Raw genomic sequence first — 12,397 nt, forward strand, 5'->3', positions numbered from 1 at the left:
TTCAGTCCCAAATGATCTTCCTCGATATTGGTCAGAACCCCGATATCGCACTGCGAATAGCCTAAACCTGAACGCAGGATTCCTCCTCTGGCTGTTTCCAGAACGGCAAATTCCACAGTAGGATCCTTTAAAACAAACTCAGCAGAAAGCGGTCCTGTGGTATCGCCTTTTGAAAGCATCGTATTCTGTATATAAATACCGTCAGAAGTGGTGAAACCTACCCTGTAACCGTTGCTTTTTACAATATGGGAGATCAGTCTTGTTGTCGTTGTTTTTCCGTTTGTTCCCGTTACTGCAATAATTGGAATGGTGAATGGTTTTCCCTGAGGATACAGCATATCTACCACCGGAGCTGCCACATTTCTCGGAAGCCCCTCGCTTGGTGCCAGGTGCATTCTGAATCCCGGTGCTGCATTTACTTCTATAATCGCGGCTCCGCTTTCTTTTAAGGGCTGTGTAAGGTTCTCGGCCATAATATCAATACCGCAGACATCCAGACCAATAATTTTGGACACTCTTTCAGCCATGGTGATATTCTCCGGATGTACCATATCGGTAACGTCGATGGATGTACCGCCTGTAGAAAGATTGGCCGTAGATTTCAAATAAACGATTTCCCCTTTCTGAGGAACCGTTTCAAGGGTATACTGAAGCTTTTCAAGAAGCTCCGATGTATCTTTGTCGACTTCTATTTCAGTAAGGACATTTTCATGACCGTAGCCTCTTCTGGGATCCCTGTTTTCTTTGTCTATCAGTTCCTGAAGACTCAGTTCGCCATCACCAATAACATGGGCTGGCACTCTTCTGGCTGCCGCAACCATTTTATTATTAATGACCAAAACCCTGAAATCATAACCGGTAATATATTTTTCTACTATTACTTTTTTAGAATATTTCTGAGCATGTTCCAGTCCTGTTTTTGCAGCTTCCCAATCGTTTACATTAATGGAAGAACCTTTACCGTGGTTTCCGTCCAAAGGTTTCAGTACGATAGGATAGCCTATTTTTTTGATGACTGCACTCAGGCTTTCTTCATCTATTACCAGATCTCCAACAGGAACCGGGATGGCCGCATCGTGAAGCATCTTTTTGGTAAGTTCTTTATTGCATGCAATATCTACTGCAATTGAGCTTGTTTTCCCTGTAATGGTAGCCTGAAAACGCTGCTGGTTCACACCATAGCCAAGCTGCACCAAAGAATTTGTACCCAACCTGATCCATGGGATCTTTCTGGAAACAGCTTCTTCCACGATACTTCCCGTAGAAGGCCCAAGACGGACACGCTCCCTGATTTCCTTCAGTTTCTGTATACAGGCATTAATATCATATTCTTTATTGTCGATTAAGGCCTGTGCTATATTTACCGCTTCTTCAGCAGCATAAATACCTGCATTTTCTTCAATATAGTTAAAAACAACATTGTATACCCCCGGTGATTTTGTTTCACGGGTTCTTCCGAAACCTACATCCATACCTGCCAGCGTCTGTATTTCCAACGCTATATGCTCTATGACGTGCCCCATCCACGTTCCGGTTTCTATCCTGTGGAAAAATCCGCCCTCTTCTCCTTCTGAACATCTGTGTGTTAACAGAGACGGGATTAACTTTTCAATTCTTTCTCTGAAACCGTCGATTTTGTTCGTAGGATAATTTTCCATTTCTTCAAGATCCAATCTCATCTGTATCAGCTTCTTTCTTCTGATACTCCAGATATTTGGGCCTCTCAGTGCCTGTATCTTCTCAATTTTCATAATCTATTTGCATTTTTATCAGTTAACAATAACTCCTTCAAAAATCAAAGATAATGTAAAACCCTAAACCAAACTATACCACAATTAAAGATTTCTTAAAAAAGAATTAAAATAAATTAACAATTCTAAAACATTAAAAATCATTAAAATGTGGCATGAATTTCGCCAAATGTTAAATATTTTTTAAATTTGCACACTATGATGAGACCCGTTGGAAAATTAATTATTATCGGAGGAGCTGTAAACAAGGGAAGTTTTGCAGAAACTGATTTCGACCAGAATATTGAAAAAAACCTTAACTTCTTTGAAAGAGGCATCTTAAGAAAGATCATTAATGAATCGAAACTTAAGGAAAATTCTGTCATCGAAATTGTAACCACAGCCTCCCAGATCCCACAAATTGTAGGCACAGAATACAAAAAAGCTTTTGAATTTCTTGGCGCTAAAAATGTAAATATCCTGGACATCCACAACCGTGAAGAGGCGAATTCTGATGCTATGGCTGCCAGGGCCAATGCAGCAGATGTAGTGATGTTCACAGGCGGAGATCAGCTTAGGCTGACTTCTATTCTTGGCGGAACAAGATTTCACGATACTATTTTACTGAAATATCAGGAACAGGATTTCATCTATTCAGGGACTTCTGCCGGTGCGGCTGCGGCTTCTGAAAATATGATCTACCAGGGAAGCAGCTCTGAATCTCTTTTAAAAGGAGAGATTAAAACGACACAGGGGCTGGGCCTTATAGATAATGTAATTATTGATACCCATTTTGTACAGCGTGGCAGAATCGGACGTCTTTTCCAGGCTGTTGTGAACAACCCTAGAACCTTGGGGATAGGGCTTGGTGAAGATACGGGGCTTTTTATCCATAATGATATCATGACCGCAGTAGGTTCGGGTCTGGTGATTCTTGTGGACGGGAGATTTATAAAGGATACCAATCTTACGAATATCAATCTGGGTGAACCTATTTCAATTGATAATCTTACGGTACATGTCATGTCTATGAACGATCACTACGACCTTACCACAAAGAAACTTACGATTGAGAATTCACAGTTCAACCCTATACCACAGGATAAATAAAAAGTAGCCAATGGTGAATAAGAGTTTCACCAACTATAATTTTATGCTTAACTTTAAAACTGACAATTGATTTTCCACAATTGACACCTATAATCTTATGAAAATAATAATCCACGGCGGTTTTTTCTCTGAAAGCGATCAAAGTCATGAAGTGAAGACGGCTAAACAAAATTCTTTACAGCTGATAGCCCAAAAGGCTTTTGAATATCTTCAGACGCATTCTGCTTTTGATACGGCAGCTTATGCCGTTTCTCTTCTGGAAGATGATCCGTTGTACAATGCCGGTATCGGTTCCCAGATACAAAGCGACGGCGTGATCCGCATGAGCGCAGCAATTATGGACGGACAGACACAGAAATTAAGTGGTGTAATTAATCTTCAGGATGTAAAGAATCCCATTTTTGTGGCAAAAGAGCTGATCAAAGAGGATGACAGGGTTCTGGGTGGAAAAGGCGCCAAAATGTATGCCTCTGAACATGGTTTCGGGAATTTCTCCACTGAGATTCCTCAGAGAAGGAGTGAATATGAAGCGAAGCTTGGCAATGGCGGAAAAGGAACGGTAGGCTGTGTCGCTCTTGATCAGGATGGAAAGCTGGCTGTAGCCACTTCCACCGGCGGAAAAGGCTTTGAGATCCCGGGAAGAATTTCAGATTCTGCAACAGTGGCCGGAAATTATGCCAATTCCGTTTGCGCGGTAAGCTGTACGGGCGTAGGAGAAGATATTGTAAGCAATGCTACTGCTGCAAAGATTGTAACGAGAACCACTGACGGGATGAGTCTGGAACAGGCTTTTAATAAGACGTTTGAGGAACTTAAAACCATAGATGGCTTTGCAGGAGCTATTGCCATTGATAAAGACGGAAATATGTATCATCAGGATTCTTATCCTGCTATGGTCTTTGCCAGTTTCGATGGAGAAAATTTTCAGGTATTTCAATAATTTTAACATTTTTTTATTATCCCATTTAATTTTTTGGCACGCATTTTACATGTTTACCAGTAACAAGTTTTAATATAAAATCATTAAAAAATAAAATCATGGGAAATAAGACAAAAGGGCTATTAGCCTTACTGGGTGTAGGAGCTTTAGCATATTGGAAATATAAGAATTCCACTCCTGAAGAAAAGCAGGCTGTAAAGGATAAAATCAATGCAGCAAAGGACAATTTAAACAAGTGGGGAAATGATGTAAAGAATAAAGCCAATGATGTTGCCTCACAGGTTCAGAGCAAAGTAGACGAAGCTAAAACAAAAGCTGAAGATTCTTTAAGCTAAAAGCAGATTAGTTTTTTAACATTCATATATGAAAAGTCATCGTAATCTCAGGATTATGATGACTTTTTATTATATCTTGATTTTAAATATTCTGAATTCCAGAGAAGCTTTAAAATCCCGAATTCAGGTTAAATAATAAGATTTATTTCTTTCTCCCTTTCAGAGCATATACCAATGGCAATTTATTCCCGAATGGTACAATTCTCCATTTTCCTTTTTCAAATTCTTCCACCTGATTGAAGCACGGATACGGTGACCAGTCGAATTCCCGGAAGATCTCCAGTCCTATATGATGACTTATCAGATTCTGCAGAACTTCAGCTAAAGAATGATTCCACATTACATATTCCTTAACAATATCTGCAGACTTGTCCGCATATGTTCCCTCATAAGTTTCTACGATAGGTTTTTCATTAAAATAATTGTAGGTAACTTTTGTAAAATCATCATCGAACATCCAGACTGCCGGATGAAATTCTGCCATAATAAATCTCCCGTCCGGCTTCAGAAAGTGGCTGATTACCCCAGCCCACTTATCCAGATCAGGAAGCCAGCCTACCACGCCGTAGCTTGTATAAACAATATCAAATTTTTGATCGAGAATCTCCGGAAGGCTGTATACATCCGAACAGATGAATTTTGTATCTGTACCGCATTGCTGAGCAAGTTCTTTTGCAGATTCAATGGCTTTATCCGACAGATCTATTCCCGTAACATGAGCTCCCATTCTTGACAGGGAAATAGAATCCTGACCAAAATGACACTGCAGATGCAGGATATTTTTATCTTTAACATCGCCCAGAAGTTCCAACTCTATTGAATTGAGTGAGCTTCTTCCTTTTAAGAACTCATCCACAAAATAGAAATCCGATTTAAGGTGCGGATCTACTTTGGCATTCCAGGAATTTCTATTGATTTCTAAATAATTTTCCATTGATTATTGTTTAGACTAATATAACGAATGCTTTTAAATCTTTACAGGGATTTATACGGACCGTTTTTAGCTTTGGCAGGTCTTTGCAACTGTTATCTGAAAAAATCAAATACCAGGGATAACGATAGATGTGTAGGGACTGTAAACCTTCCATCCTATTGATTCGTAAAGTCCTCTTCCCTGCTCTGTCGCCACCAGAAAATGATTAGAGATTCCATTTGACAATGCCGTTTTTTCAAGTTCACGCATCAAAAAAGTAGCGAGCCCTTTTCTTTGGTGATTTTCCTCTGTTATAATTCTGTCATAAACAGCCAGATCATCTACGAATACAATACGGCCAATAGAGGCCTGTTCACCATTTTCAGCAATAATTTTGATTACTGTTGTAGAATTATATTTTTCATACCCGATCCGATAGCCTTCACACAGATTTGCATCAGAGTTTTTCATTGGTCCGGCACAGCACATCATATATCCCGGGGGCTGTATGATCCATTTTTCAGACACCTTATTTTTCACTTCATCTGAAGAAGCGCAGGTTTTGAGATAAACCCAGGGCTCATCAATTTGTTTTGAGAGTTCTGTAAAATCATCATTGAGTTCAGAAAAAACATATCTCATTTTTTGTTTTTTCTCTCCTACCTCTACTTTAAAACCGGATTTATATTTTACCGGAAGCAGAAGTTTTCTGGATAACGACCATGCTTTAAGCCATTTTTCTACAATACCGTGAGACACTTTGGTTTCCATGATCGTTTTGTTTTTATTTATAAAAGCTGATCCAAAAGTTTCTTTTTCTGGTCAGCAAATTCTTCATCAGTCAAAATCCCGTTTTCCCTCAGCTTTCCCAATTTTTCCAACTGTTCAAAAATAACCTCTGAAGAAATTTCTTTGGATCGGGCTGCCTGCTTCCGAGGTTTTTCCTTGTTATAAATCTTGTCAATAAAGCTGTAAAACCTTTCTGCATCTGCCTTGTCGCAAAAGCATTCAAATTCTTCAATTTTATCTGCCGTATGCAGCTTAATAACCGGAGATAGCGGATTATTTACTATACTTACCTCGTTGATGGTCTCGTTCGGATATTTCTTTACGATCACATCTGAGAACATACCTTTTGACACCGAAATCATTCTATCGGGCGTTACAAGCAGTATTCCCGCATCCAGGGTTTTCGAAAGCTGGGCATCTGTTGCCGCAATAATTCTTTCATTTTCGTTAAGTATACGGGGCAGCTCCTTAATCTCTCCTTTGGTAAACATGGAGAGGTTGGCAGTTACCTGTTCCAGCTCGTATCTTATTTCTTTCAGCCTTCTTTTATAAAGCTCACGAGACATTGAATCCGGTCCGGCATTTTCAGCAATAAATACATCTCTTTCTTCGGATGGCTGGGTTATGATATCTGCCCGGGGTTCTACTTTTCCATTCTGTATAAGACTCTTAATATCATTGATGCTAAATGTATTGAGGTTATAAAGGAGTTCCTGATGGATGCTACTCACTTTATCCAGACATTTATTGCACAGACTACCTCCATCTGAAAGCTTGTTCTCTCCCAAAAGAGTATCTATAGAAGTCAGTTCGGCACTGCATAATGCGCAGGTATTGCTCATCTTTGTTGTATTTTTTAAAGTTTAGCCAGAAGCTTTTTCTTCTGTTCTGCAAATTCTTCTTCTGTCAGAACACCAATTTCACGAAGTTTCCCCAGTTTTTCAAGCTGTTCAAAAATCACCGCAGGAGTTTCTTTTGGTTCAGAATTTTGTTGTTGCTGGAGCGGCTGTACTGCCTGCTGTTGTTTTGTATGCATTTGCTGTAATCTGATCTGATCTTCGGAGCGGCCGATATAGGCTTGTACGGCATCAGAAAAGTTTTTTGCCGCACTCTTTATGTACAGCTTAAATTCTGCTGTAAAGCCGGGTGTATGTACTTTAAGCGTAGAAGACATCAGACCTGTATCATGCTGTACCGAAGTAATCTTGTGAAATGGAAATTCATTTTCAAAAACACCTCCAAGAAGCTTCTTATCAACGAAAATTATTCTTTTTCCTGTTGCCACAACAATGCCTGCCAGATCGTTATAAAGATATTTTCCTTCTGCAATCGCAATAAGCTTTTCATCTTTATCAAGAATATTGCCCAGTTCATTCACTTCAGCGTCTACAAAAAGGCTGAGTTTTGCATCGGTTGCTACGATTTGGTCTTTAATTTCATCCAGCCTGGAAGGTTCGTCTGCTGTATAAGTAAACTGAATGCTTTGGGATGGAGTTTCTACAATTCTGGGCTGGGCAATCTGTATGGTTTCAAATTCCAGTGTTTCGATAGCCATCTCCTGCTCCGTATCTCCGTTCTGCACCATACTTCTTATCTGGACAGTGCTATAATTTCCAAGATCCGATACAAGATCTTTATTGATATTTGTGGCTTTATTCAGGCATTTATTACAGAGAATCCCTCCGTCGGAAAGTTTATTTTCTCCCAAAAGGGTGTCCATGGATGTTAGCGGGGTTCCGCATAAAGAACATTCAGTATTCATCTGGTTTTATGTTTATAAGTTCAAGATTAATGCTAAGCAGTGTTTGTATTAATCCAAATTACAAATTTGTATTTAAAATGCAAGATAGTATTACAATCTTTCCATCAGTTTTTTCTTTTGTGATTCAAATTCTTCTTCTGATAAAACTCCGCTGTCTCTGAGTCTTCCCAACTGTTCCAGCTGATCTAAAACGGTGGGTTCAGATTTACTTTGAAAATACTCTTTTGGGCGGGCCATAAAATCTCTTACTTTTTCACAAAATAATTCTGCATAATATTTTCCAACGTTATCAATCTCGAGAATATTATCTGAGATATGAATATCTATGGAAGCCAGCATTAACGATTTTTCATATTGTATTGAACTTACTTTATCGTAAGAAAAATCTTCTACTTTCAGCCCATACATGAATTCTTTATCCACAAAAATCAATCTTCTTTCGGTTGCCACTAAGATGATATGGTGGTTGGTGAGCTTATTTCTTCCCTCGATAAGGTACACTATTTTTTCATTCTCCGAAAGCACATCCGGTAATGCATGAATTTCTTTTCTGGCAAAAATGGTAGGATTGATATCCAATATTTCCAGCTCATCTTTTATTTGGTCAAGTCTTGATTTTTCACTCATTAGTTGTTTTTATAAATGGTAGATATTACAAATTTAATTTTTTTCTAAAATACGGAAAGACATAAGACCATTATTTATACCTAATTATTTTGAAATACAATTTTTATTATGACATTTCTTACAAAAAGAAAACTCGGTATTAAATACAAAAAAAGCATTATCAATTGATGATAATGCTTTTGAATTTTATATTGTCCGGATATTATCCTAAAAATTCTTCCAAAGAAACTGTTTTCTGCTCTCCGGCAGTAAGGTCTTTAAAAGTAACTGTTCCGTTTTTGATCTCCTCCTCTCCTAAGAAAACAAGGTTTTTAATGCCTTTCTTTTCAGCATACGTAAACTGCTTGTTCAGTTTTGAATTTTCAGGGTAAAACTCGGCAGAGATTCCTTTTTCTCTCAGCTGCATGATCAGTTTCAAAGCTTCTAGCGTTCCTTCTCCCCCGAAATTAGCAAACAGATATTCTACCTGAGTTGAAGCTTCTTCAGGGAAAAGATTCAGTTCTTCCATCACCAGATACACCCTGTCCAGACCAAAAGAAATCCCAATTCCAGGAATGTTCTTCACTCCAAAAACTTCAGTAAGGTTGTCATATCTTCCGCCGCCGCCGATTGATCCCATGGCCACCTCATCCGCTTTCACCTCGAAAATAGCTCCGGTGTAATAATCTAAACCTCTGGCTAAGGTAATATTGAACACAAGATTCTGCATATCTACCCCAAGATTCAGAGATTGAGTAAGAACAAATTCTAATTCTTCCACTCCTTTCAGACCGATTTCACTGTCTGCAAACTTCTCCTTAAGCTGAAGAAGGTTTTCCAGTGCATCATCTGACTGATTGAATAAGAATTCCAGCTTATCGATAGATTCCTGGGAAATTTCTCTTTCCAGTAATTCTTTAACAACTCCTTCTTTTCCTATTTTGTCAAGCTTATCCAAAGCTACAGTAAATTCGATCAGTTTATCCGTGATACCCGCATATTCAGCCAGGCCGGAAAGAATTTTCCTGTTGTTCATGTGGATGGTAACAGGAATTTTCAGATCGGAGAATGATTTCAGGTACAGCTGAACCAAATCCACTTCCTGCAATAAGCTTTCGCTTCCTACTACATCGGCGTCACACTGGTAGAACTCTCTGAATCTGCCTTTTTGCGGTCGGTCTGCTCTCCATACGGGCTGGATCTGGTAACGTTTGTAAGGAAATGTCAGCTTTCCATGATTCATAGCCACGAACCTTGCAAAAGGTACGGTAAGGTCGTAGCGGAGGGCTTTATCTGAAATTTGTGAAATCAGTTTCTGATGGTTTTTATTATCCCAGTCTTCCTGATTTACTTTTGAAGCATATTCTCCTGAATTTAAAATCTTAAAGATCAGTCGGTCACCTTCTTCTCCGTACTTTCCTGTTAATGTGGAAAGATTTTCAAAACTTGGAGTTTCTAATGGCTGAAAGCCAAACAATTCAAAATTATTCTGTAAAATATTGATGATATATTTTCTTCTCGAAACTTCCTGTGCTGTAAAATCTCTCGTTCCCTTTGCTAAACTTGGCTTCATTTGCTGTATGTCATTTTGATGAATGCAAAAATAAGGAATTGAAAGGACTTTTCCGAAAGATAAAAACTGAGGAAGAAATCTTCCCCAGCTTTGATGCATTATCATCACTAAATCCGAAAATCAGACGCTTTCAAGGATTTCTAAAATCTCTTCCCCATAGTTTTCAATCTTGTGTTTTCCGAAACCTTTGATCTCAAGAAGCTCTTCCTTTTTCACAGGCTTGTACTTGGCCACAGACATCAGTTCTTTATTGCTCGCGATAAAATAGCTGGGGAGATTCTGTTCTCTGGCCTTCTCAGATCTCCAGCATTTCAGGGCATCCAGAATTTTTTCTTCATCGGAGCTTAAAACATCATTATCTGCAGAGTATTTCACTGTCTTTGGCTCTTTCACTGTATTTTTAGCTACTCTCAGCTCTTCAAAATACAGGATTACGGACCAGTAACATTCATCATTTACAAAAGCGGTTTCCACTTTTATAATTTCGTTCATTTCAAGAAAATCATCCAGCAATTTTTGATCTCTATGGAGAAATTCTTTGTGAAGACTGATTTTAAAAACCTTTACTTTCATCATCTTTGTTTTTAGAATTATTTACCTCCCAAAAGCAGGATCTCATCTATTCTGATCTCTGTTATATAGCGTTTAATGCCATCTTTATCATCATACGATCTATAGGTAAGCTTTCCTTCAATTGCAATTTCTTTTCCTTTGGGCACATATTTCTGAAGGATTTCAGCCGTTTTTCCAAAGGCAATCAAATTGTGCCATTGTGTTTCTTCCACTTTTTCACCTTTTGCATTGGTGTAATGATCGCTGGTGGCTAGAGACACGCTTGCTTTTATGCTTCCGCTTTCGAAGTTTACTGTTTCAACTTCTTTTCCTGTGTAACCAATTAATGTTACTTTGTTTCTTAGTGACATAGCTTTAAAATTTTTAAGATTAATAATTCAGATAAGAGACGATCACTGTCTTTCTCAAATCTCTGTTGCAAAGATTGTTACACTACAGCACCTTAGTCGGTTATAAACTATTTAAATACGTTTGTATTCGTTTGTAAATGGATATTGAAATTAAAAAATTTCAGTATAGAAGTCTCTTTTTTGATAAAAAAAAACATTAATTCCAACTTTAAATTAAAAAATATCATATAATAAAAACATTCAATAAAATAAAATTAATACACCTGAAAAACATTAAGATCTATCTGTTGCAAAAGGATTTCTTTCTATATAAGTGATTTTTTTTTGCAAATTTGTAATTATAAAAATTTTAAGTATGAAAATGTACAATGGTTTTATCTTTTTTAAAATTTACAATTTAGAAGATAATATTCCTTTAATGTGTGATGAGTTAATTAATCAATTCAATATAAAAGCAGGAATTGACGGATTTTTTGATCATAAAGCTTTCACAATGCTTATTGGGGCAGCAGATCAGGAGATTTATGAGAAGGATGGATATTTTTTTTTGGATTGTGAAATAGTGTTTCCTACTTCCCAAGCATTTGATTGTACAATCTGTTGGCAAAAACAAGATAATGGATCTTTGAAATTTTACTGGACAACAAATTTTCCAGATGAAGAACTTAGTGATTATATAAATGGACGAGGACTGCCCGATGATCTCGGATAATACATAGCACTAATAATGTTCAACATTGAAGTTTAGCTTATGCAAAAGATAAAAAATTTGAGAAAATGCTAGAAAATAAAATGCCGTACGAAAGGTTTGGTGCGGCACCTGAGTTTCAATATTTAAAATATTGAACATAAAAAAGCGAAACTTCACTTGAAATTTCGCTAATAATTATTGTTTAGTCTAGTAAAATTATTCTGTTCTTTCTAACTTTTCTAAAACATCTTGATATCTTTTTTGATGGTATGACCAATCTTTGTCAGGAAATAACAATGGTAATGTTTTAACTGCTACCCGCATATCATCTAAAACCTGATCTAATCGAGGAATTTCTTTTACAATATCAATATAAAAATATTGCCATCCTTTGAAACCATAATTTTCAAATAAAAGCTCCATGTATTTATAATAATCAAAGTCTATTTTTACATACCATCCTCCTCCTGCATTACAAAAAACTATTGGTGGTGGGAAATTACCTTCCTCTTTTATAAAACATCCTCTCATACTATCATCAACTCCCATAGGTAAGCGTTCAAACCAGCCTAATTGTTGAGAATAGTCTCCATCATTTTTTATATTTATCGTATTTTTAAAATAATCTGTTGGATAAATTAATGGATCTGTAATGTCGTTTATTACAAAACCTCCTCTTAAAACTTTAATATCAGTAGGTTCTTTTAATATATCGTCCCAATTAACAATAATGCTAGACAGATTAAAATATTCCATGTCTTTATCTGAAATTATAATATTCTCTTCTTCTAGTTCTTTCTTTCTTCTTTCCAAAAACCTTTCAGATGGCGGTTCACAATCATAATAATTAGTATCACTAGAATACTTTCCAATTTCAATATTTGGATTATTTTGCAACTCCTTTAAACATTGTAAGTACTTGTCTGTTATCATGGTCTAAGTTCTAAATTAGGTAATCTTAATTTTGCCTTTAAAATATGCACTTGGTCATATAGGTTTCAAACTTATCAATTTTTTGAGAAATA

At 37.1% G+C, this 12,397-nt stretch carries 14 protein-coding genes; 4 read left to right on the forward strand and 10 right to left on the reverse strand.

Going from position 1 to position 12,397, the window contains the following annotated elements; all coding sequences use genetic code 11:
* Positions 1 to 1,751 (reverse strand): cyanophycin synthetase (cphA, locus tag IX38_RS16860; protein WP_034706939.1); only part of this gene is annotated, 1,751 nt, incomplete at its 3' end.
* 198 nt (positions 1,752 to 1,949) lie between these two features.
* Here cphA and IX38_RS16865 point away from each other — a divergent pair.
* From IX38_RS16865 to IX38_RS16875, 3 genes are all read left to right on the forward strand, one after another.
* Positions 1,950 to 2,840, forward strand: a complete 891-nt coding sequence (locus IX38_RS16865; protein ID WP_373426874.1) for a cyanophycinase — start codon at positions 1,950 to 1,952, stop codon at positions 2,838 to 2,840.
* A gap of 97 nt (positions 2,841 to 2,937) precedes the next feature.
* The gene (locus IX38_RS16870) at positions 2,938 to 3,780 is read left to right on the forward strand and encodes an isoaspartyl peptidase/L-asparaginase (protein WP_034706940.1); all 843 of its coding nucleotides are present in this window, start codon (positions 2,938 to 2,940) and stop codon (positions 3,778 to 3,780) included.
* Between the two features lie 98 nt (positions 3,781 to 3,878).
* On the forward strand, positions 3,879 to 4,115 hold the full coding sequence (locus IX38_RS16875; RefSeq protein WP_034706941.1) for a YtxH domain-containing protein: 237 nt from the start codon (positions 3,879 to 3,881) through the stop codon (positions 4,113 to 4,115).
* 142 nt (positions 4,116 to 4,257) lie between these two features.
* Here the strand turns inward: IX38_RS16875 and IX38_RS16880 are convergent, their stop codons facing one another.
* The 8 genes from IX38_RS16880 to IX38_RS16915 form a co-directional block, all read right to left on the reverse strand.
* Positions 4,258 to 5,049 (reverse strand): class I SAM-dependent methyltransferase, encoded by a 792-nt coding sequence (locus IX38_RS16880; protein ID WP_034706944.1) that lies wholly within the window; start codon positions 5,047 to 5,049, stop codon positions 4,258 to 4,260.
* Positions 5,050 to 5,154: 105 nt separating this feature from the next.
* The gene (locus tag IX38_RS16885) at positions 5,155 to 5,799 is read right to left on the reverse strand and encodes a GNAT family N-acetyltransferase (protein ID WP_034706946.1); all 645 of its coding nucleotides are present in this window, start codon (positions 5,797 to 5,799) and stop codon (positions 5,155 to 5,157) included.
* A 17-nt stretch (positions 5,800 to 5,816) separates the two neighbouring features.
* Positions 5,817 to 6,659: a PH domain-containing protein gene (locus IX38_RS16890; protein WP_034706947.1), complete on the reverse strand. Its 843-nt coding sequence runs from the start codon at positions 6,657 to 6,659 to the stop codon at positions 5,817 to 5,819.
* A gap of 14 nt (positions 6,660 to 6,673) precedes the next feature.
* Positions 6,674 to 7,579 (reverse strand): PH domain-containing protein, encoded by a 906-nt coding sequence (locus tag IX38_RS16895; protein ID WP_084680308.1) that lies wholly within the window; start codon positions 7,577 to 7,579, stop codon positions 6,674 to 6,676.
* Positions 7,580 to 7,669: 90 nt separating this feature from the next.
* Positions 7,670 to 8,206 carry a PH domain-containing protein gene (locus tag IX38_RS16900; protein ID WP_034706950.1) on the reverse strand — a complete coding sequence of 179 codons (537 nt, stop codon included), beginning with the start codon at positions 8,204 to 8,206 and terminating at the stop codon, positions 7,670 to 7,672.
* 202 nt (positions 8,207 to 8,408) lie between these two features.
* Entirely contained in the window at positions 8,409 to 9,758 is a 1,350-nt protein-coding gene (hisS, locus tag IX38_RS16905; protein ID WP_034707033.1) for a histidine--tRNA ligase, read from the reverse strand.
* A gap of 120 nt (positions 9,759 to 9,878) precedes the next feature.
* On the reverse strand, positions 9,879 to 10,334 hold the full coding sequence (locus IX38_RS16910) for an HRDC domain-containing protein (protein WP_228377986.1): 456 nt from the start codon (positions 10,332 to 10,334) through the stop codon (positions 9,879 to 9,881).
* Positions 10,335 to 10,348: 14 nt separating this feature from the next.
* Positions 10,349 to 10,681 (reverse strand): single-stranded DNA-binding protein, encoded by a 333-nt coding sequence (locus IX38_RS16915; protein WP_034706951.1) that lies wholly within the window; start codon positions 10,679 to 10,681, stop codon positions 10,349 to 10,351.
* 355 nt (positions 10,682 to 11,036) lie between these two features.
* Here IX38_RS16915 and IX38_RS16920 point away from each other — a divergent pair, with 355 nt between their 5' ends.
* Positions 11,037 to 11,393 (forward strand): hypothetical protein, encoded by a 357-nt coding sequence (locus IX38_RS16920; RefSeq protein WP_034706952.1) that lies wholly within the window; start codon positions 11,037 to 11,039, stop codon positions 11,391 to 11,393.
* Positions 11,394 to 11,588: 195 nt separating this feature from the next.
* On the opposite strand, the gene IX38_RS16925 is transcribed toward IX38_RS16920, so the two are convergent.
* Positions 11,589 to 12,305 (reverse strand): hypothetical protein, encoded by a 717-nt coding sequence (locus tag IX38_RS16925; RefSeq protein ID WP_034706953.1) that lies wholly within the window; start codon positions 12,303 to 12,305, stop codon positions 11,589 to 11,591.
* Positions 12,306 to 12,397: the final 92 nt, after the last annotated feature.

The organism is Chryseobacterium luteum (assembly GCF_000737785.1).
Lineage (GTDB): Bacteria > Bacteroidota > Bacteroidia > Flavobacteriales > Weeksellaceae > Chryseobacterium > Chryseobacterium luteum.

Excerpts from the sequence above, each read along its gene's own strand:
- IX38_RS16900 (WP_034706950.1), bottom strand. The coding sequence starts at position 8,206 with ATGAGTGAAAAATCAAGACTTGACCAAATAAAAGATGAGCTGGAAATA.
- IX38_RS16885 (WP_034706946.1), bottom strand. The coding sequence starts at position 5,799 with ATGGAAACCAAAGTGTCTCACGGTATTGTAGAAAAATGGCTTAAAGCA.
- IX38_RS16915 (WP_034706951.1), bottom strand. The coding sequence starts at position 10,681 with ATGTCACTAAGAAACAAAGTAACATTAATTGGTTACACAGGAAAAGAA.
- IX38_RS16875 (WP_034706941.1), top strand. The coding sequence starts at position 3,879 with ATGGGAAATAAGACAAAAGGGCTATTAGCCTTACTGGGTGTAGGAGCT.
- IX38_RS16890 (WP_034706947.1), bottom strand. The coding sequence starts at position 6,659 with ATGAGCAATACCTGCGCATTATGCAGTGCCGAACTGACTTCTATAGAT.
- IX38_RS16920 (WP_034706952.1), top strand. The coding sequence starts at position 11,037 with ATGAAAATGTACAATGGTTTTATCTTTTTTAAAATTTACAATTTAGAA.
- IX38_RS16910 (WP_228377986.1), bottom strand. The coding sequence starts at position 10,334 with ATGATGAAAGTAAAGGTTTTTAAAATCAGTCTTCACAAAGAATTTCTC.
- IX38_RS16895 (WP_084680308.1), bottom strand. The coding sequence starts at position 7,579 with ATGAATACTGAATGTTCTTTATGCGGAACCCCGCTAACATCCATGGAC.
- IX38_RS16925 (WP_034706953.1), bottom strand. The coding sequence starts at position 12,305 with ATGATAACAGACAAGTACTTACAATGTTTAAAGGAGTTGCAAAATAAT.
- hisS (WP_034707033.1), bottom strand. The coding sequence starts at position 9,758 with ATGAAGCCAAGTTTAGCAAAGGGAACGAGAGATTTTACAGCACAGGAA.
- IX38_RS16880 (WP_034706944.1), bottom strand. The coding sequence starts at position 5,049 with ATGGAAAATTATTTAGAAATCAATAGAAATTCCTGGAATGCCAAAGTA.
- IX38_RS16865 (WP_373426874.1), top strand. The coding sequence starts at position 1,950 with ATGATGAGACCCGTTGGAAAATTAATTATTATCGGAGGAGCTGTAAAC.
- IX38_RS16870 (WP_034706940.1), top strand. The coding sequence starts at position 2,938 with ATGAAAATAATAATCCACGGCGGTTTTTTCTCTGAAAGCGATCAAAGT.